The following is an 18,973-nucleotide window of genomic DNA, read 5'->3' on the forward strand; positions in this document are numbered from 1 at the left end:
TCCCCAATGGATTGTCACCGTAGGCTGGAATCATTGGGAAGTCCAATGACTTTGGGATAGCCTGCGTCCATGACCCGCACCGAACACCCGCGCGCTCTGGCGCACATCCAGTCCCTGCCGAGCTGGCTCGTCGGGCGGGTGGCGGCGCGTGGCCGGAGCCTGGTCGCCCAGGCGATCGCAGTGGAAGGGCTGAAGCTGACCCACCACGCCGTGCTCGCGGCAGTGTGTGAGAACGGCCCGCTCGCCCAGGCGGATCTGGTGCGCCAACTGGGCTTCGACGCGAAGGACGTGGTCCTCCTGGTCAACCACCTGGAAGCCGCCGGGCTGGCCGTGCGCGCGGCCGATCCCCGGGACCGCCGCAAGAACGCGGTGACGGTGACGCCGGCGGGCGTGGAGACCCTGGAGCGGTGCGCGGAACTGGCGCAGCGGGCCAACGCCGAGTTGCTGGCGCCGCTCAGCGAGGCGGAGGGGCGGCAGCTGATGGAGCTGCTGACCCGGGTGTTCGAGGCGTAGTGCAGCCCTGCGCGTCTACGTCTAGGGGTGCACCCGGCTGAGGAACTGCCTCATCAGTTCGGCGACCTCGTGCAGATGCTCGTCTCCGCGTTGCGCGGGTGGTTCGACAACCCGGACGCCGATGCCCCGGCCTGGTGCCGCGCACTGGACGACCCGGTCGTGGGTGCCGCGCTGCGGTTGCTGCACGCCACGCCAGCCCACCCTTGGACGGTGGCGGGCCTGGCGGCCGAGGTGGGGGTGTCGCGGGCAGCGCTCGCCCGGCGGTTCACGGCGCTGGTCGGCGAACCACCGATGGCCTACCTCGCGGACTGGCGTATCGCCTTGGCCGCGGACCTCCTGCGGGAGACCGACGACACGGTGGGCACGATTGCACGGAAGGTGGGCTACGCCAACGCCTTCGCGCTGAGCGTGGCGTTCAAACGGCTGCGCGGCACCCGCCCGAGCGACCACCGCAGCCCGAAACCCACGCAGTGGCGGGCCGGATGAGTCTCAGCGTGCTCTCCCTCGCACGGTGATGGAGTAGCGCGCCCATCTGCGGAGTCGGCCTGAGCGCGGGGGCCCGCCCCCGTGGCCGTGGCAGAGGCCGTCAGGGGCGGGCGGGTCGGCTACAGGGCGGTGAACGTCCACAGCAGGTTGGTGCTGCTGCCGTACGTCCACTGCTTGGTGACGGAGCCGGAGGAGACGTTGCCGCCGCCGTCCAGGACGAGTCCTGAGGTGCGGTTGGCGATGGAGTAGCGGCCGTCGCCGCGGTGGGTGATCAGCCACTGCTGGTTGGTGCCGCCGTTCCAGGCGGCCTGGCGGGCGGCCGAGCCGTCGGTCGTGGCGCCCCAACCGTCGGCGACCATGCCGTTGGTGCGGTTGACCAGCTTGTAGTAGCCGTTGCCGACGTCGACCGCCTGCCACTGGAGGTTGCTGCTGCCGTCCCAGGTCCACTGCTTGAGGTTGGAGCCGGAGGCGACGTCGCCGCCGCTGTCCAGGGCCAGACCGTCGGTGACGTTGACGACCTTGAAGTACGTCGACGGATCGAACTGCACCTTCAGGGACGTCACCCTGTCGTTGTTGCCGGTGGTCCTCAGATCCGCGTTGTCGGAGGCGAAGGTCCACGCGGTGCCGGTGAAGTCGTCGCCGGAGTAGCCGATGACCTGGTGACCGGGAGCGAGGCGCAGGGAGGAGAGGGTGCGCGGGGTGAGGCCGGCCAGGGTCAGTTCGTCCGCGGTGTACTCGCCGACTTCGAGGACGGTGCCGGTGCCGGAGTAGCCGACGTCCTTGAAGGCCACGGCCCCGGCCAGCGGGCGCAGGCTGGGGATCTCGCCCTTGAAGCAGAGCTTCAGGACGTAGGCGTCGGAGGTGAAGGGCGCCGACGACGGCAGGGTGATCGTCAGGCCGTTGGCGTCCTGAGTCGGGGTCGCCAGCTTGATGTAGGAGTCCGCGCCGGAGCCGAGCAGCTTCACCGACTTCAGCGAAGAGACGTCGATCCGGGTGGAGTTGAGGGTCTTGATCGTCAGCGAGCTGCCGGGCCAGCCGAGGACCGTGGCGTACAGGACCTTGTTCGCCTTGCTCCGGGTGAAGCGGATGTCCTGCGCGGTGCCGGCCGTCGGCCGGGTGAAGGATCCGCCGCCCATTTTCGTGGGTCCCTCGCCGTACGCCGTCCAGGCCCGGGTGTCGTAGATCGACTCCCCGTGCCGTTTCAGGTAGTCGCCGATGGCGAGCAGGATGTCCCGCTGGCCCTGGGGGATGGTGCCGTCGGCCATGGGCGCGATGTTGAGCAGCATGTTGCCGTTCTTGCTGACCCGGTCGATCAGGGCGTGCAGCATCTGCTGCGTCGAGTAGTAGCCGATGCCCTGCGTGTAGCACCAGCTGGAGCTGGAGATGCTGTCGTCGGTCAGCCAGTACGGGTTGGTGAGGTCGGCCGGTCCGCCGCGCTCGTAGTCGAAGACCACGCCGTGACTGTCGAGGCCGTCCTTGTACGTGGCGACGACTTCCTTGCCCCATGCGTTGGCCTGGTTGTAGTAGTACGCGAGGAAGTTGAGGCGCTGGGTCTCGTCGACGTGGTCCAACCGCCAGTCCTGCCACAGGATGTCGGGCCTGGCCCGGTCGATGACCTCCTTGAGCTTGTCGTACCAGAGCTGGTTCTCGGCCGCCGAACTCAGCTGCCCGTACAGCTTCTTGAGACTTTCGTCCGACTGCGCGGGCGCGTACTCGTAGTAGCCGGTGTAGTTGTACGCGTGGTGCATCGCCACCAGCAGCTTGAGATCCTTCGCGCGGATGGCGTCGGTGAAGAGCTTCAGCAGGTTCAGGCCGGGGCCCTTGTCGACCGAGTTCCATTCGCTGACCTGGCTGTCCCACATCGAGTAGCCGTCGTGGTGCTCGGCGACCGGACCGGCGAACCTCGCGCCGGCATCGACGAAGAGCTGCGCCCACTCCTCGGGGTCGAAGGCGCCGCCCGACGACTTGAGCTTCGGCGCGAACTCCACGTGGTTTCCGGCGAGATCGTCGGCGCCGTCGATGAAGTTGTGGAACGGCCACACCGACGGGTCGCCGTAGGTGGCGATGTGGTGTTTGTTCGCGTTGCTGCCGGGGGCGTACATGTTGCGCGGGTACCACTCGCTGTCGTTCGCGGGGACGCTGAAGACGCCCCAGTGGAAGTAGATCCCGAACTTGGCGTCCCGGAACCACTCGGGAGCGGCGGGGTGTTGGTTCACGGAATCCCACGTGGGTGTGTAGGTGGCTGGGGCCGCGTGGGCACGGCCCGCGGTGAACGCGTCGGTGGCGACGGCGGCCGCCACGACGGCCGTGGCGCCGGCGACGAACTGACGTCTGCTGAGCGAACTCGACATGAGGGCATCCCTGATGCAGAGGGGGGACAGGGGAACCTGGGCAGCGGATGTTACGGATGAAGGTCGTCCCTGAGTCCCATCCGTGTCAACAGATGTGCAGGGATGAATAGTTGAGATTGGTCGACAAGTGGAGTCACTTTGAGGACGATGGTCCTGATTTCAGCAATCAGACATCACATGTATTTGCCCTGGCTCATTGCAGGTCAAGGTGGCCGGTCGCTAGATTGACGGGATGGATCGTGGCTGCCGGGGGACTGCTCAGGCAATTTGTCCGCACGGCGCCACCCTGCCTGCCGCGGCGATCGCGTCCCTTCTCGGGCGCCCCAGTATCATCGCGACCTACGTGGCCGAGGGCTCATCAGGCCGGACGTGCCGACCGGGAACGGCGGCGGAAGGAGTTCCCGGTGTCCCTGACGGACAAGGCCATCGAACAGATCCGTGAGCTGATCCGCACCGGCGCGCTGCCCCCGGGTTCCAAGCTGCCCCCCGAGCCCGACCTGGCGGCCCAGCTGGGCCTGTCCCGCAATCTGGCGCGCGAGGCGGTCAAGGCGCTGGCCGTCGCCCGGGTCCTGGAGGTCCGGAGGGGCGACGGCACGTATGTCACCAGCCTCCAGCCGAGCCTCCTGCTGGAGGGGCTGGGTGGCGCGGTGGAACTCCTCCAGGGCGACTCGGGGGCCCTGCGGGACCTGATGGAGGTACGACGGCTCCTTGAACCGGTCGCCACGGCCCTGGCCGCGACGCGCATCACCGACGATCAACTGGCCGAAGTGAAGAGCCACTTGGACGCCATGCGGGAGGCCCGCGAGGATGTCGAGCGGCTGAACGTCCACGATGCCGCCTTCCACCGCGCGGTCGTCGCCGCCACCGGCAACGAGTCCCTGCTGACACTTCTGGAAGGCATCTCCGGCCGTACCCTGCGAGCCCGCATCTGGCGAGGCCTGGTCGACACCCAGGCCTCGGGCCGCACCCTCGCCGAACACGAGGCGATCTTCACGGCCCTGTCCACCCGCGACGCCGCCCTCAGTCAGGCCGCGGCCCTGCTGCACGTCAGCAACACCGAACAGTGGCTGCGCGAACACCTGCGTGCCACCGAGGCTCCCACGCCGACGGAACGTGGGGGCACGTAAGCGGCACCGGCACGGGGGTGGGAGCGGGAGCTGGGCTGAAGGGTGGCCATGGCACCGCCCGTCACAACGATCGGCCCGCAGGGTCAGTGGCCCTGCTGTCGTGCCCGCAGCCACAGGAGCAGGTGCCAGTCCTGGTCGTTGGCGAGTGGGTCGGCGGTGTGGGCGGGCCTGCCGTCGACGGTCGAGGGCATGACGAAGGCGCAGGTGGCGGAGCCGTCTTCGGAGTAGTTCGCCATGTTGGCGCGCAGGATGGCCTCGGCGAGCCGGTCGGTCTGGTCCGTGCGCAGCGTGGTCGGCAGCCGTAGCAGGGTCACGGCGGTCAGGGTGCTCCAGTAGTGGGGGAAGACATCGCCCCACAGTCGGTTGGCGCCGAACCAGAAGCCGTCCCAGTGCCGGATGGCGATTCCGTGCAGCCGGGCGTGGGGCTGAGGGCCGCCGAACGCCAGCAGCCAGGGCAGTCGTTCGGCGATGGCGTCGTGGAAGACCGGGTCGCCGGTGAGCGTGTGGGCATCGGTCAGGAGGTCGAGCAACGGGGCCACGATGGACTGCTCGTAGCTGGCACCGCGTCACTGGCGAGAACCTCAACGCGGTCCGCGCCGCTCTCACCCCACGTGCCCTGGTGACCGTCTGGCCCGACCTCGACGTCGATGTCGACGCGGTCCTGGCCGCGCTGCCCGAGGAGGGATCCGTGGAGTTCGTCTGGGAGGCACAGGACGGGACGATCAGTCACGCGCTCGTCGACGACACCGAGTACCGGGAGCTCGCCGCGCTGGTGGCGGGCGCGAGGGCGGCCCGCGCCCTGCCCGTGAACCTCGACGATCGCCACCCGCTGCTCCACGCGGTCCTGCCCGACAGCGACGGCGTGCTGCGCGCCCGGTGGTGAGCCGTGGCCGACTGAGGGTCGTACCGTCGGGAAGGGCTGCCTGGAGAGGCGCATTCCCGCTCGTGCAAGGGTCTGCGGCGTCCCCTCCGAACGTGGTCTGTTGTGGGTCGTGGGCCAGGGGGCGCTCCAGGTATGGGGCCGCCGGCTCAAGCCGTCCTGGTGGTTCCGTAGACCGCGTCACGGCCGTGGGTTTCAGACCCGGCACCTGGCAGCATGAGGAAGCTTGATCCGAATCCTCGTACTGTGGAGGTTTGATGCTTGCAGGTGTCGTCGTCGCCGCGCAGCCCGGTGTGGAGGATCTCGCCGTGCAGGCCGAGGAGTTGGGATTGCGCAGCTTCTGGGTCAACGACACCCCGATGGTCCACGGTGACCCCTTCGTCGCCTTGGCGCTGTGCGCGAAGGCCACCCGGCGCATCAAGCTCGGGATCGGCGTGACCTCACCGGCGTTGCGCTCGGCCCCGGCCGCGGCGAGCGGGTTCGCCAGTCTCAACGCCCTGGCACCGGGCCGGATCATCTGCGGGGTCGGCACCGGCAACACCGCCCGGCGCACACTCGGCATGCCACCCGCCACCGCGGCCGCGCTGGAGGGCTTCACCGCGGCGCTGCAGGATCTGTGTGCCGGGCGCTCGACCGAGTACCGCGAAGGTGACCGGGTCCGCGACGTCCGGTTCCTGCACGCCGGGGCGCACGTGAACACTGCCGATCCGATCGAGTTCGTCGTGGCCGCGCTGCACGGACCGAAGGCCGCCGCCGTCGCCGGTCGCCGCGGCACCGGCCTCATCTCCTTCGGCCTGCTCGACCCCACCGCCTGGCAGGCGCTGCACAACGCCCGCCGTCGAGCCGCCGACGGCACGGTCCACGACTCCAACTCCCCGGCGGACTCGTCCGTGAACTCCTACGTGGTCACCGCGCTCCACCTGCTGCGCGGCGACGAGGACCCTGGCAGCGACGCGGCCCGGGACGCCACAGGTCATCTCGTCCTGTCGATGCTGGACTTCGCCGCCGATACCCCCGCCTTCGTCGGGCAACTCGGTCCCGACGAACGCGAGGCGGTGCGAAAACTCCTCGACCGGCGGGGCACCACCGCCACCGCGCCGGACCGGTACACCAAGCTCTACCCCAACTACCTCGGACGCATCGCAGCCCAGGACCGGGACCTGGTCCTGCCCTCGCTGATGAACAGCGTGGCCCTCGTCGGTACCCGCGACGACCTCCGTACCCGTATCGCCGCTCTGGAACAGGCAGGCGTCGACGAACTCCTCATCCAACCGGTGATCGACCCGCCCAGCGAGATGGCCCAACTTGTTGAGCTTCTCACCTAAGCGACGAGCGTTGAGCGCAAACGTTGGAAGCGTGGCTCGTGGAGTGCTCCGAGTGGAGTGGATGTGTCGGCCCGTCGATCGCTACGCCGAGGTGGGCCGGTGCGGGGAGCGGAGCACGAGCAGGGTGATCTCGCTGGGCGCGAAGACGCGGAACGGCGGGCCCCAGAAGCCGGTGCCGCGGCTGGTGTAGAGGAGGGTGCGGGGGCCGTGGTGGGTGAGGCCGGCGAGGGCGGGCTGGTCGAGGCGTACGAGGTGGTGGAAGGGCCAGATCTGGCCGCCGTGGGTGTGGCCGGACAGTTGGAGGTCGATGCCGGCGGCCACTGCCCGGTCGATGAACTTGGGCTGGTGTGCCAGGAGCAGGACGGGTAGGTCCGGGTCGGCGCCGTTCAGGGCTCCGGCGAGGTGGGCACGGTGACCTGCCAGTCCGGAGGACTCGGCGGTGACGTCGTCCACACCGGCGACCACGAGGGTGTCGCCTCCGCGTTCGAGCAGCAGGTGGCGGTTGCGCAGCGGCTCCCAGCCCAGCTCGTTCATCAGGTCGACCCAGCCCTGGGCCTCGCTGTAGTACTCGTGGTTGCCGGTGACGTACACACGGGCGTGGGTGGCCCGCACGGTTCCGAGGGGGGCCGCCTGGGCGCGGCGGCGTTCGGCTGTGCCGTCGGCGATGTCGCCGGTGTGGCAGACCAGGTCGGCTTCGAGGGTGTTCACCGTCTCGCACACGCGTGCCGACCAGCGGGCGCGATCGAGCGGGCCGTAGTGGGTGTCGGTGATGAGGGCTACGCGGACGCCGTCCAACCCGGCGCCCAGCCGCGGGAGTTGCACGTCGAGTCTGCGTACGCGCGGCACGCGGCGGGCCTCGACGGAGCCCCAGGCGAGCAGTACGGCGGTCACGCCGAGGACGGCCCACGTGACGATGCGGGCCCGGTCCTGACTGTCGCCGACGCCGGCCACGGTCAGGGCGAGCCGCAGGAAGACGCCGAGCAGAACGGACCAGGTGAACAGAACCCAGCTCGTGCCCAGCAAGGTGTCACCGACGATCGCCGCCCGGTCCTGCTGACGCCGGCCGTGGCCGCGCATCATCGCGATCGGCATACCGACGAGGCCGAGGACGAACAGGGCGGTGCCGAAGAGCGTGACGGGCAGCGGCCACTGCTGGCCGGCGTACAGCAGCACCCCGCAGGGCACGGTCCACAGCAGTACGGGCGCGATCAGGGGGAGGTAGCGCATCAGGCGGAGCAGTCGGCTCTGCCGCGGAGCTCGCGCTTCGCTGTCGGCGGGTCGGGTGTCGCTGGTGTCGGTCACGCTTGCCCTCTCTGACCAGGCTGCCGTCTCGCGCACTGTATCCGGTCGCCCTCGGGCTGCCCGCGACCGGTCGAACACAGAGGTCGAGCGGGGGGCAAGACGGCCGGTCCTCACACGAGCGGTGCCTGCACAGCCCGCGGATCGTCCCTGCGGCTGGCAGGTTCGTTCAGCGGCACACGGCTACGTTCGATCCTCGCTGCCCGCCCGCCGAAGGGCTGTCCCGCAGAGATCGGTTGGCGCATTCGGCCCCAGGACATGTTTGAGATTCGGCTCCAGGACATGTTTGAGGTGTGGTCACCCCCGGGGCGCTTTGCCCCGGGCTCGCGGCCAGTCAGACGGCCGTCCCGCCCGCGTTGCGGATCAGCCGCTGGAGCACCTTCACCGTGGTGACGTAGTCCGCGTCGTCGATGCCCTCGTGGAGGACGGCTCCGATCGCGGGCGCGATACTGGCCATGTCGACGCGGGCCCGTTCTCCCTCTGCGGTGAGCCACAGCCGGTTCTCGGCGTCCCGGGTCAGCCAGCCGCGCTCCAGGAGCACTTCGGCCTCCGCCGCCAGATCGTCCTCGGGGCGGATGTAGGAGGTCATGGCCTGGCGCAGCTCGGGCAGGGTCATCCCCTCTCCGTCGGGCGAGATGTCGTTCTTCGACAGGTTGCGCAGCAGCCAGAACTGGGGCTGGGTGAAGCCCTTTTCGGCCTGCCGGGCGCGGATGTACGCGATGAGCGCCTCGTAGGCGACGCCGGTCCAGTACGCGGCGGGCTGGCGGGCGAGTTCGGCGTCGGAGAGTTGCTGGGTCGTCATGGAATATCCCCTCCAGGCACTTCAGTGTGGAGCCCGCACACTGTGCAGGTCATGCGAAGAACGTAGGACCTCAAGTGCGGTTGAGGGCAAGCGAGTGATCTCCCGGTTGGCTGTCGGCTCGGGAACGAGGAGAGTCTGCCTGCGGCCCCTGGCGACATCTCGGCCGGCCGTGGAGCCTGTCGGTGGAGGACCGGATTCTGCTGGTCGTTGGGTACTGGCGCACGAACTTGACGATGCGACAGCTCGAGCTGCTGTGTTGGGTGTCTCGGAATCGGCGGTCTGCCGGCTCATCGACTGCCGCCTCAAAGGCCGACGGCGTCCACCATGCCAGGCTCGGCATCGCCCGACTGCGCAACGTCGCCTGGTCGGATAGGGGAGGAGCTCGCACGGCGGGCCGATTGTGTCCACACCAACGTGGGGATCACTGACGGGACACCCTTTGGTTGAGCCAGGCGCCATTGCCCGAGCTGACGTTCTTTTTGCTCGGGGATGACGCAAAGCAGCCGTATTCCGCTGGTAGTTTCAGGGCGCACCCAAGCCCCACCAGGCACATCAATACGAGGCATGCGCTCGCACCGGCGGGCTGCATGCCTCATTTCATGGGCGTACCCGGTGCTTGGTCGCGCGGCGAGGCACGTCCTCACAACTCCATAACCCCAGGGAGGGATTCGGTCCATGGCGGACGAAATGGTGCTGGCGGCGCAGAAGTTCATCAACGAAACCTACGAGGGCGTCACCGGAATTCCGCAGGTCGAGGAGAACGGGCTGACAGGCTGGCCCACGATGTACGCGCTGACCCGTTGTCTTCAGTACGAGTTGGGCATCACGACTCTGTCGGACAACTTCGGCACCACCACTCTCTCCACCCTCACCTCCCGCTGGCCCTCGATCGACGCGGCCACCGCACCCTCGGCGAACGTGGTGCGCATCATCCAGTCCGGCCTGTACTGCAAGGGCTACGACGGCGGCGGCATCGACGGCGTCTACAGCGACCGCGTCGCCGCAGCAGTGGAGCAGTTGAAGGCGAACGCGGGTGTCGACAGCGTGTATCCGGGCGACGCCATGGTGCCCAAGCTGTTCAAGGCGCTGCTGAACATGGACGCGTACGTCACGATCAGCGGGGGCAGCGACACTGTCCGCTCGATCCAGCAGTGGATGAACTCCCGGTACATCGGCCGGGCCAACTTCTTCGTCATTCCCTGCGACGGGTTCTTCTCCAGGGACGTGCAGAAGGCTCTGATGTTCGCCATCCAGTACACCATCGGGATGTCGGACGACGTGGCCAACGGTGTCTTCGGGCCCGGCACCCAGGCCGGTATCAAGGCCAACACACTGTCGGTGGGATCGACCGGCACGTGGGTGCAGTTGTTCTCCGCAGCGATGGTCTTCAACCAGCGTTCCGGGGTCTCCTTCACCACGACCTACGACAACTCGCTCGCCTCGGCCGTGCGTGCCTTCCAGGACTTCGTGAAACTCCCGGTCACCGGCGCGGGCGACTTCCAGACCTGGGCCTCGCTGCTGGTCTCCACCGGCGATCCCACCCGCCAGGGCACCGCGCTGGACTGCGTCACGAGCATCACCGCGAACATGGCCGCCGGCCTGAAGTCGCTCGGCTACGACACGGTCGGGCGGTATCTGTGCAACGTGGCGAACACCGACCTGAACAAGATGATCCAGCCGGGCGAACTGGACATCGTCATGGGCGCGGGGATCCGGGTCTTCCCGATCTACCAGACCTACGGCGGCCAGGCGAGCTACTTCACCTACAACCAGGGGAAATACGACGCACTCTCGGCGATCGAGTGGGCCCGGTACCACGGCTTCAAGGACGGCACCCGGATCTACTTCGCGGTGGACTACGACGCGCTGGACTACGAGGTCACCGACAACATCCTGCCGCACTTCCAGGGCGTCCACGACACGATCACCGAGACCTCCAACTACACGGTGGGTGTGTACGGGCCGCGCAACATATGTTCCCGGGTGAGTGCCGCGGGGTATGCGGGCACGAGCTTCGTCTCGGACATGTCCACCGGTTTCTCCGGCAACCTGGGTTATCCGATGCCCGAGAACTGGGCCTTCGACCAGATAGCCACCACGACCGTGGGACTCGGCGACGAGTGGCTGGAGTTGGACAACGACATCGCCTCCGGCCGCGACACGGGGCAGTCCGCCAAGGACCCGGGCACCGCGGTCGACCATCCCGACGTCGCCTTCGACATGGACCAGCGGGACGCGATGCTCGCGGACGTCCAGGAGTATCTGACGAGCATCGGCGTCCCGGAGAGCGGTGGTTCCAGCATCTTCGACGACGACGAGGCCACCGAGTTCGCCAACACCACCACCGAGGCCTTCGACGTGGTGGTCCAAGCCGACTGGCTCTTCACCGCACTGGCCCGCACCCTGGGCCTGCGCAAGGCGCTCATCCAGGCACCGGTGCTGTGGGAGATCCGCAAGTACAACGCACTCGACCTGGCGGCGGACGCGGCCGTGGAAGCCGGCGCCAAGGACGACTGCACCACGGGGCTCGGCCAGATCTACGGATGGGTGGCCATCGACACCCGCAACTACTGCATACAGCAGGGCATCATCAACGGCACGCCGCTCGACCCGCAGGCCGACCTGCACTCGGTCTGGCAGAAGCTGCACGACGACCCGGTCTACAACATCACCACCGCGGCCTACCTCACCCTCTACAACGCCTACCAACTGGGCGATGCCCGTCCCACGACCGACATCAGCGAGACGGAGACCCAGGCTCTCCTGGCCCGCTACAACGGCACCGGCGACGCGGCTCAGGCGTACGGCCAGAGTCTGATCGGCCTGTACCGGACCCTGGAGAAGTACTATGCGCCGCAGCGCGGTCAGTGACGTCGAAGCCCTCGACTCGCCTCGGCGGGGGTGGGCGGCGTGTGTCGCCGTCAACCTGCTGCTGGGCTGCCTCGGCACCGTCCCGTTCGGGCTCACCGTCCGGTTCGTCCTCGTCCACCCCTTGGCGGGACTCGGGCTGGTGAGCCGTGACCCGACCGACAACGACGGTGTTCTGCCCTGGCTCGTCGTGCTGGCGGTACTGCTGGGCGTGTTCACGGCGCTGTGGGTCCCCGCCAACCTCATCGTGCGCAGGACCTGGGGCGCCGGTCTGAAGCGCTACTGGCTCATGAGCACGGCGCTCGTGATCCTGCCCACCATCGTCTACGGGCTGGCCACCCTGTGAGGACCGACGTTCCGGTCCGCATTCTGTCCTGGCCCACCTCCTGCGATCCCTCTCCCACGAAACGGGTTCCCTCCATGACGACAACACGTCGTGTCTTTCTGCGGTCCGCGGCCGGTGCAGCGCTCGCTGTCGGCGTCGGTGCGACGCTCGCGCCGCCCGCGGTGGCGGCACCGGCCGTCGACAACCCGACCTCGCCGAGCAGGTCCCACATGGCCAAGGTCGAGGCGGCCGCGGCCAAGGTGCAGCCGGGCACCAGATCACCCAACGGCTGGCTCGTCAACACCGCCGCGAACAAGGGCGGTTCGGTGTGGACCCGGCCGGTGGCGGGCACCGGCTTCGGCGTGGACGTGGCCATCGGAGACGCCGAGACCGTCCTCGTGCACGTGATCCGCCGCTTCCACTACGAGATCGACACGCTGCGGCCTGGCGACGTCGTCGGCTTTCGCCCGCCGGGCAGCATCAAGCACGGCGACTACGAGCAGAACCACGCTTCGGGCACCGCGGTCGACATCCGCCCCGGCTCGTACCCGCGCGGCGTCAAAGGGGGCTTCCTGCCCTACCAGTTGGCCGTCGTGCGCGACATCCTCGCCGAGTGCGACGGAGTGGTCCGCTGGGGCGGAGACTTCTCCGTGCCGGACGAGTCCCACTTCCAGATCGCCACCGCCCCCGACGATCCGCGACTTCACGCCCTGGTCAAGAAGCTCCGCGCCTGGAACGCCACTCCGGGAGCGGGCGCCGGCGTCATCCGCGACCCCCGGGACAAAAAGCGCTCGGCGGCAGCGGAGAAACTGAAGCGCGCACAGACCTGACACCTGTCACCGGATGGGCTTCCGCACGCGGATCACCTGCGGAAGCACGTCCCGGACTCAGCTCCCGCGGGCTCGGGGGGCTGGTTTCATGTCATCTAGGCTGGCGCCGTGACTGATGAGCAGGAGCGGGTGCGGCCGTCGGGAGTGTGGGCCACGGCGGTGGGTGTGGCCAGGGTGCGGGCGCTGGAGAGCCAGTGGGAGAACGCGCTGTTTCGAGACCCGCTGGCTCAGGCCTTCGCCGCCGCCGGTGGCCTGTGGCCCTCCTCGGCGCCGCTGCCCGATGACGAGGCCGCGCGACGTCGCCGGATGGCCGTGTCGTTCTCCATCGTCATCAGGACGAAGTTCCTCGACGACCTGTTGCAGGAGGCGTCCGAGTCCGGGGTCCGGCAGGTCGTGCTGCTCGGGGCAGGTATGGACAGTCGAGCCTTCCGGATGGACTGGCCCGAGGGTACTCGGCTGTTCGAGGTCGACACCGCCGCGCCACTGGACTTCAAGGCTTCGGTGCTGCGCCAGGAGCGCGCCGTCGCACGCTGCGAGCGGATCACCGTAGCGGTGGATCTGCGTGAGGACTGGCCGGCCGCGCTGGCTGCCGCGGGGCACGACCCGACCGTGCCGACCGCGTGGATCGCCGAAGGACTGCTGATCTATCTGCCCGAGGACGCAGTGGAGCTGCTGCTGGCCCGGATCAGCGCGCAGTCGGCGCCAGGCAGCCGGATGGGGCTGACGTTGGGCTCGCGCGGTGTGATCGAGCGCTTCGGCGCGGACGCCGTACCGGGATCGGCGGCGGCCATGTGGATCTCGGAGATGCCCGACGACCCGGTGAGCTGGCTGGCGGAGCACGGCTGGCAGGCCGACAGCCACACCTTGCGCGAGCGCGCTGCCGCCTACGGCCGCCCGATCAGCGCCCCGCCGCAGCGCGAGGAGGGGCCCGGCGGACTGATCTCGGCGGTCCGCCCGTAGCACGCCTCCCGGTCCGCCCGGAGCGGCCGATCCCGTCACCCGAAACTCTTCGCCTCGGTCGCTGTGGCTGTGAAGTGGCGGGAGGGGACCGACCGTCGAATGGGACGATTGACGGTCAGATTGGAAGGTTCCGGCATGAACGGAACCGGTCCACCGGCCGTATTCTTACGCGATCGAGGTGCGTATCCAGCCAAATTCCTCGGTCTTCATGGGATTTGTGCACACGGGTCGCAGGTGTACGGCGACCCCGGGGGAGTGAGGGGCAACCATGGTGGCGGAGAGTCGTACGGTGCGGACAGGCACCGTGCTTCCGGTGGACGCGGCGCGCTGGGCGATGTGGTCATTCGTCGTCGTCAATGTGGTGATCGTCGAGACGCTGTTCGTCAGCGCGGGGTCGGGCAAGAACGAGGTGCTCACGGTCGCCAAGTTCTTCGGACTGCACGCGGCCCTGCTGATGCTGCTGCAACTGCTGCTGGTGGCCCGGCTGCCCTGGCTGGACCGCCGCCTGGGGATGGACCGGCTCACGGTGTGGCATCGCTGGGTCGGCTTCACCCTGTTGTGGACTGTCCTGACGCACGCGACGCTCGTCATCCTCGGCTACGCGACACTCGACGACACCTCCATGGTCAAGACGTTCGTTGCGCTGAGCGGAGTGCCGGCCTCCCTGCTGGGCATGTGGGCCGCGGCCGTCATCGTCGTGATCGGCGCGGTCTCCACCCGGTTTGTGCGCAGGCGGCTTCGGTACGAGGTCTGGCACGGTCTGCACGTGCTGCTCTACGTGGCTCTGGGCCTGGCGTTCGTGCACCAGTTGCAGGAGACGACGACGTTCAGGTCCTCCGCATTCGCCACGGCCTACTGGTGGATCCTGTGGCTGTTCGCCTTCGGCGCGCTGCTGACCGGGCGCCTGGTCATGCCGCTGTGGCGCAACGCCTACCACCGCTTCAGCGTGACGGCCGTGGTGCCGGAGTCGCACGACGTGGTCTCCGTGTACGTCACCGGCCGACACCTCGACAAACTCCCGGCCCGGGCCGGTCAGTTCTGTATCTGGCGGTTCCCCGGCCACAACCACTGGTGGCACGCCAACCCTTTCTCGTTGTCGGCGGCACCCGACGGGCGCGGCCTGCGCCTCACCGCGAAGGCCGTGGGCAGCGCCAGCGCCGGCCTGCGCGACCTCCCCGTCGGCAGTCGTGCCTTCGTCGAGGGACCCTACGGCGCGTTCACCTCCCTGCACCGGACCCGGCCCGGAGCCCTGCTGATCGCCGGCGGCGTGGGGATCACGCCCGTACGGGCCATGCTCGAGGAGCAGGCGAGCGGTGACGTCGTCGTGCTGTACCGGGTGCGCAGTGAGGCCGACGCCGTACTGCTGCACGAGGTGCGCCGCCTGCTGGCCCTGCGGGGCGGACGTCTCCACCTGCTCACCGGTCGGACCAGCGAGGGCGGAGTCCCGCCGTTCGGCCCCAGCAACCTGCACCAACTGGTCCCCGACATCACCACCCGCGACGTCTACGTGTGCGGACCGCCGGCCATGACGACGGCCGTACTGGCCGGTCTGCGAGAACTGCGCGTCCCCGCGCGACAGGTTCACGCCGAGAGGTTCGGCTTGGCCTGAACAGCAGGGAGCAGGGAGCAGGGAGCAGGGGCCGACGTGCCGACGTGGGTCAGCCCGGTTTGACCGCCAGCGTCGCAAAGTAGTGCGACATGTATGGGGCGGAGGCGTTGGATTGGTGCGGCGCCTCCGTGAAGCCGGTGAGGACGAACCCCGCGGCGAGCTGCCCGCCGATCTGGTCGGTGAGGGTGTGGCTGTACTCAAGAGCGGCACCCGCGCCGAACTTCGCGGCGCGTTCCTCGGCGGAGTACTGCGTGACATCGCTGTAGGGCAGCTTGTGCACGACGATCAGCTCGCCGCGCTCGTCGAGCGCCTCGTGGTCGAACAAGTACCCATCAGGGTTGAGGAAGCCCGCGAGCAGAGTTCCTCCCGGTCGCAGCACGCGGAAGCACTCACGCCACACCGGTGCCACCTCCGGTACGAACAGGTTCGAGACCGGATGGAACACGACGTCGAATGTCGCGTCTTCGAAGGCGCTGAGGTCGCGCATGTCGCCCAGGACGGTGCGCAGCTCGAGTCCGTCGCGCGCCGCCACCATCCGGTCCTGGCCGAGCTGGGCGGGAGAGTTGTCGAACACGGTGACCCGCGCCCCCGCGGCGGCGAGAATCGGCCCCTGCTGGCCACCGCCGGAGGCCAGACACAACACGTCCTTGCCGGTCAGATCCGTCGGCAGCCAGGAGCGGTCGACCGGCTCACGCCCGATGAGAACGATCGACCAGTCACCCATGCGGGCACGCTCGACATCCTCCGTACTCACCGGCCTCGACCACTCGATGCCCTCTTGGACATACCTGTCCCAGGCTGCCCGATTGTGGGCAGCGGGGTCGTCAACACGGTCCTGCACCTTCAACTCCCTGCTACAGCCAAGCGGACACCTGTGGTACTGACATTCCGGTGCCGCCAGCCAACACGATTGCAGGGCGCGGGCTCAATGAAATTAAGGGGCATCGAGGTGTCCACAACACGGCCCCTCGGGCGGTCTGCGGATGTCGAGAACGTGCCGTCGGCTCCGTCCCAGGGACATCAGCGGCCACCACCGGCCGCACGAGAAGGAGCCGGACGAGGAAGAGCCGGACGAGGAAGAAGGAGAAGCCACCATGGCGATTCAGCGGATGGACAACGTCGGCATCGTCGTCGAGGACATGGACGCCGCCATCGCGTTCTTCGTGGAACTCGGTATGGAGCTGGAGGGCAGGGCGGAGGTCGAGGGCACCTTCGCCGACCAGTGCACCGGACTCGACGGCGTCCACTGCGACATCGCGATGGTCCGGACCCCGGACGGACACAGTCGGCTCGAGCTGGCGAAGTACCGCAGCCCTGCTCCGATCAGCGCCGGGCCGCGCGACCGCCCGCACAACATTGTGGGCACGCACCGCGTCATGTTCGCCGTCGACGACATCGAGGGCACCGTGGCCCGCCTGCGCCCTCACGGCGCCGAACTCCTCGGGGAGATCGCCCGGTTCGAGGACAGCTATCTGCTCTGCTACGTCCGCGGCCCGGAAGGAATCATCGTCGGACTGGCCGAGCAACTGCACTGAGAAGGAAGCGATCGCCGAGTCCCTAGGCCGCGTTGAAGGCGTCGATCACATGCCGAAGGAAGCCGGCCGCGGTGCCGCCGTCGCACGCGCGGTGGTCGAAGGTCAGGGACACGGTGACGACCTTGCGGACCTCGACGCGGCCGTCCCGTACCCAGGGGCGGTCGGTGATGCGGCCCACCCCGATCATCGCCGCCTGGGGGTGGTTGAGGATCGGCGTGGCGCCGTCGACCTGGAAGCCACCGTAGTTGTTGAGGGTGAAGGTGCCGCCCGTGAGGTTCTCGGAGGGGAGTGTCCCGCAGCGGGCGAGGCCGGTGAGTCGCCGTAGTTCGGTGGAGAGGTCGTCGAGGCAGAGGTCGGCGGCGTTCCGGACGACGGGGACGACGAGGCCGTGGTCGGTCTGCGCGGCGAAGCCGAGATGCACCTGCGGCAGCCGGACGAGCTCCTGACGGTCGGCGTCGATACGGGAGTTGAGTTCCGGGAACGCGGCGAGCGCGTCCAGACAGGCCCGGGCGAGCAGCGGCATCAGGCCCGTTTTGAGGGTGTCTCGGGCGGTGAGCAGTCTGTCGGCCTCGGTGTCGGCCCAGATGGTCACGGCGGGCGTGTCACGGTGCCCGCGGACGAATTTCTCCGCCGCGGCGCCGAGCGGGGTCCGGGTGGCGGAGCTCAGGGAACCGGTCGTGGCGTCCTGCTTCTGCGCGGTATCAGCCGTCGCGGGCTTGTTCGTCGGGCGCGGCGACGGCTGAGCTACGCGGCGGTTCGAGGTGCCGTAGCCGGTGAGGACGGCCCCGGATGCGGTGTCCTCCTCCGCCACGGTGAGCAGTGGCGCCCCCACCTCGACGGCCTCACCGGCCCGGCAGTGCAGGGCGGTCACGGTACCGGCGTACGGACTCGGCAGTGTCACGACGGACTTGGCCGTCTCGACCTCCGCGACGACCTGATCGTGCTCGACGGGGTCACCCACGGCGACCTTCCACTCCAGCACCTCGGCCTCGGTCAGGCCTTCACCTAGGTCGGGAAGGAGGAACGTACGGCCTGTTGCGGCGATGTCCGCGGCGGCGGGGGTGCTCTGAACCCGGCGAGGGGACTCGGGGAACAGACGGTGCAAGCCGTCCAACACCCGCCGCACGCTAGGCAGATGGGCGCTCTCCAGCAACGGTGGAGGATAGGGGATGTCGAGCCCGGTGACCCGAAGGACCGGCGCCCGCAGCGCGTCGAAGCAGTGCTCCTGGACCCGGGCCGCGATCTCGGCGCCGACCCCGGCGAAGCCCTGGGCCTCGTGCACCACCAGGCACCGCCCGGTCCGCCGCACGGACGCGGTGAGCGCACGGTCGTCGAGGGGGACGAGCGTACGGAGGTCCAGTACCTCGATGTCCAGGCCTTCCGTGCCGGCGAGGTGAGCCGCTTCCAGGGCCACGTCGACCGACGGTCCGTAGGTGACGAGTGTGGCGTCGCTTCCGGCGCGTCGCACGGCCGCGGTGCCGAACGGCTCGGCCCGGGTGGGGAGTTCGAGAGGTTCCTTGCTCCAGTAGCGGCGCTTCGGTTCCAGGAAGATCACCGGGTCCGGGTCGTCGATCGCCTCGCGCAGCAGGGAGTAGGCGTCCGCGGCCGTTGCCGGTGTCACGACCTTCAGTCCGGCCGTGTGCGTGTAGTACGCCTCGCTGGAGTCGCTGTGGTGTTCCACGCCGCCGATGCCGCCGCCGTAGGGGATCCGCACGACGAGGGGGAGTGTCAGGGCGCCCCGGGTGCGGTTGCGCATCTTGGCCATGTGGGAGGCGATCTGCTCGAACGCCGGGTAGGCGAACGCGTCGAACTGCATCTCCACCACCGGCCGCCAGCCGGACATGGCCATGCCGATGGCGAGGCCCGCGATGCCGGCCTCGCTGACGGGGGTGTCGAAGCAGCGCCGGTCGCCGAAGGCGTCGCGCAGTCCGTCGGTGACCCGGAACACGCCGCCGAGGCGCCCCACGTCCTCGCCGAGGACGACGACGCGCTCGTCCGCGCCCAGTGCGTCCCGCAGGGCGGTGTTGAGTGCCTGGGCCATTCCCATGGTGCCGGTGGTCATG

Annotated in this window: 16 protein-coding genes and 2 pseudogenes; 12 read left to right on the forward strand and 6 right to left on the reverse strand. The window is 68.9% G+C overall.

The annotated features are described in order from the left end of the window. The first annotated feature begins 69 nt into the window (after nucleotides 1-69). Nucleotides 70-513, forward strand: a complete 444-nt coding sequence (locus ABKA17_RS23160) for a MarR family winged helix-turn-helix transcriptional regulator (protein WP_353694094.1) — start codon at nucleotides 70-72, stop codon at nucleotides 511-513. A 75-nt stretch (nucleotides 514-588) separates the two neighbouring features. After that, a pseudogene (locus ABKA17_RS23165) lies at nucleotides 589-999 on the forward strand (helix-turn-helix transcriptional regulator); the annotation flags it as partial. Nucleotides 1,000-1,118: 119 nt separating this feature from the next. On the opposite strand, the gene ABKA17_RS23170 reads toward ABKA17_RS23165, so the two are convergent. Continuing rightward, on the reverse strand, nucleotides 1,119-3,350 hold the full coding sequence (locus tag ABKA17_RS23170) for an alpha-L-fucosidase (protein ID WP_353694095.1): 2,232 nt from the start codon (nucleotides 3,348-3,350) through the stop codon (nucleotides 1,119-1,121). A 404-nt stretch (nucleotides 3,351-3,754) separates the two neighbouring features. Between ABKA17_RS23170 and ABKA17_RS23175 the strand changes: the two genes are divergently transcribed. Further along, nucleotides 3,755-4,477: a FadR/GntR family transcriptional regulator gene (locus ABKA17_RS23175; RefSeq protein ID WP_353694096.1), complete on the forward strand. Its 723-nt coding sequence runs from the start codon at nucleotides 3,755-3,757 to the stop codon at nucleotides 4,475-4,477. An 83-nt stretch (nucleotides 4,478-4,560) separates the two neighbouring features. On the opposite strand, the gene ABKA17_RS23180 is transcribed toward ABKA17_RS23175, so the two are convergent. Then, nucleotides 4,561-5,016: a hypothetical protein gene (locus ABKA17_RS23180; protein WP_353694097.1), complete on the reverse strand. Its 456-nt coding sequence runs from the start codon at nucleotides 5,014-5,016 to the stop codon at nucleotides 4,561-4,563. A gap of 80 nt (nucleotides 5,017-5,096) precedes the next feature. Here ABKA17_RS23180 and ABKA17_RS23185 point away from each other — a divergent pair, with 80 nt between their 5' ends. Further along, the gene (locus ABKA17_RS23185; RefSeq protein WP_353694098.1) at nucleotides 5,097-5,360 is read left to right on the forward strand and encodes a hypothetical protein; all 264 of its coding nucleotides are present in this window, start codon (nucleotides 5,097-5,099) and stop codon (nucleotides 5,358-5,360) included. Nucleotides 5,361-5,614: 254 nt separating this feature from the next. Continuing rightward, nucleotides 5,615-6,682 carry an LLM class flavin-dependent oxidoreductase gene (locus ABKA17_RS23190; RefSeq protein ID WP_353694099.1) on the forward strand — a complete coding sequence of 356 codons (1,068 nt, stop codon included), beginning with the start codon at nucleotides 5,615-5,617 and terminating at the stop codon, nucleotides 6,680-6,682. 81 nt (nucleotides 6,683-6,763) lie between these two features. On the opposite strand, the gene ABKA17_RS23195 is transcribed toward ABKA17_RS23190, so the two are convergent. Further along, the gene (locus ABKA17_RS23195; protein ID WP_353694100.1) at nucleotides 6,764-7,984 is read right to left on the reverse strand and encodes a metallophosphoesterase; all 1,221 of its coding nucleotides are present in this window, start codon (nucleotides 7,982-7,984) and stop codon (nucleotides 6,764-6,766) included. Between the two features lie 331 nt (nucleotides 7,985-8,315). After that, a complete protein-coding gene (locus ABKA17_RS23200) occupies nucleotides 8,316-8,783 on the reverse strand; it encodes a winged helix DNA-binding protein (RefSeq protein WP_353694101.1) in 468 nt (155 codons plus the stop codon). Nucleotides 8,784-8,944: 161 nt separating this feature from the next. On the opposite strand from ABKA17_RS23200, the pseudogene ABKA17_RS23205 reads away from it, so the two are divergent. From ABKA17_RS23205 to ABKA17_RS23230, 6 genes and pseudogenes are all read left to right on the forward strand, one after another. Next, a pseudogene (locus tag ABKA17_RS23205) lies at nucleotides 8,945-9,078 on the forward strand (helix-turn-helix domain-containing protein); the annotation flags it as partial. 380 nt (nucleotides 9,079-9,458) lie between these two features. Continuing rightward, the gene (locus ABKA17_RS23210) at nucleotides 9,459-11,654 is read left to right on the forward strand and encodes a glycoside hydrolase domain-containing protein (protein WP_353694102.1); all 2,196 of its coding nucleotides are present in this window, start codon (nucleotides 9,459-9,461) and stop codon (nucleotides 11,652-11,654) included. Continuing rightward, nucleotides 11,632-11,997: a hypothetical protein gene (locus ABKA17_RS23215; RefSeq protein ID WP_353694103.1), complete on the forward strand. Its 366-nt coding sequence runs from the start codon at nucleotides 11,632-11,634 to the stop codon at nucleotides 11,995-11,997. Before ABKA17_RS23210 ends, ABKA17_RS23215 begins: the two co-directional genes overlap by 23 nt. Before the next feature lie 74 nt (nucleotides 11,998-12,071). Then, entirely contained in the window at nucleotides 12,072-12,806 is a 735-nt protein-coding gene (locus ABKA17_RS23220) for a M15 family metallopeptidase (RefSeq protein WP_353694104.1), read from the forward strand. A 108-nt stretch (nucleotides 12,807-12,914) separates the two neighbouring features. After that, nucleotides 12,915-13,766: a class I SAM-dependent methyltransferase gene (locus tag ABKA17_RS23225; protein WP_353694105.1), complete on the forward strand. Its 852-nt coding sequence runs from the start codon at nucleotides 12,915-12,917 to the stop codon at nucleotides 13,764-13,766. Nucleotides 13,767-14,034: 268 nt separating this feature from the next. Continuing rightward, nucleotides 14,035-15,375: a ferredoxin reductase family protein gene (locus ABKA17_RS23230; RefSeq protein ID WP_502994344.1), complete on the forward strand. Its 1,341-nt coding sequence runs from the start codon at nucleotides 14,035-14,037 to the stop codon at nucleotides 15,373-15,375. A gap of 49 nt (nucleotides 15,376-15,424) precedes the next feature. Here the strand turns inward: ABKA17_RS23230 and ABKA17_RS23235 are convergent, their stop codons facing one another. Then, on the reverse strand, nucleotides 15,425-16,216 hold the full coding sequence (locus tag ABKA17_RS23235) for a class I SAM-dependent methyltransferase (protein WP_353694107.1): 792 nt from the start codon (nucleotides 16,214-16,216) through the stop codon (nucleotides 15,425-15,427). Between the two features lie 253 nt (nucleotides 16,217-16,469). Between ABKA17_RS23235 and ABKA17_RS23240 the strand changes: the two genes are divergently transcribed. Continuing rightward, nucleotides 16,470-16,910: a VOC family protein gene (locus tag ABKA17_RS23240; RefSeq protein WP_353694108.1), complete on the forward strand. Its 441-nt coding sequence runs from the start codon at nucleotides 16,470-16,472 to the stop codon at nucleotides 16,908-16,910. A gap of 22 nt (nucleotides 16,911-16,932) precedes the next feature. Here ABKA17_RS23240 and ABKA17_RS47970 read toward each other — a convergent pair whose 3' ends face one another. Next, complete coding sequence (locus ABKA17_RS47970; RefSeq protein WP_502994345.1) at nucleotides 16,933-18,972, reverse strand: 2-oxo acid dehydrogenase subunit E2; 2,040 nt, start codon at nucleotides 18,970-18,972, stop codon at nucleotides 16,933-16,935. Nucleotide 18,973 lies beyond the last annotated feature (1 nt).

This window comes from Streptomyces sp. RG80 (genome assembly GCF_040446465.1).
Classification (GTDB): Bacteria; Actinomycetota; Actinomycetes; order Streptomycetales; family Streptomycetaceae; genus Streptomyces.

Coding starts and splice junctions, on each gene's coding strand:
- ABKA17_RS23160 (WP_353694094.1), top strand. CDS start 70: ATGACCCGCACCGAACACCCGCGCGCTCTGGCGCACATCCAGTCCCTG.
- ABKA17_RS23170 (WP_353694095.1), bottom strand. CDS start 3,350: ATGTCGAGTTCGCTCAGCAGACGTCAGTTCGTCGCCGGCGCCACGGCC.
- ABKA17_RS23190 (WP_353694099.1), top strand. CDS start 5,615: ATGCTTGCAGGTGTCGTCGTCGCCGCGCAGCCCGGTGTGGAGGATCTC.
- ABKA17_RS23200 (WP_353694101.1), bottom strand. CDS start 8,783: ATGACGACCCAGCAACTCTCCGACGCCGAACTCGCCCGCCAGCCCGCC.
- ABKA17_RS23210 (WP_353694102.1), top strand. CDS start 9,459: ATGGCGGACGAAATGGTGCTGGCGGCGCAGAAGTTCATCAACGAAACC.
- ABKA17_RS23215 (WP_353694103.1), top strand. CDS start 11,632: ATGCGCCGCAGCGCGGTCAGTGACGTCGAAGCCCTCGACTCGCCTCGG.
- ABKA17_RS23220 (WP_353694104.1), top strand. CDS start 12,072: ATGACGACAACACGTCGTGTCTTTCTGCGGTCCGCGGCCGGTGCAGCG.
- ABKA17_RS23230 (WP_502994344.1), top strand. CDS start 14,035: ATGGTGGCGGAGAGTCGTACGGTGCGGACAGGCACCGTGCTTCCGGTG.
- ABKA17_RS23240 (WP_353694108.1), top strand. CDS start 16,470: ATGGCGATTCAGCGGATGGACAACGTCGGCATCGTCGTCGAGGACATG.
- ABKA17_RS47970 (WP_502994345.1), bottom strand. CDS start 18,972: ATGACCACCGGCACCATGGGAATGGCCCAGGCACTCAACACCGCCCTG.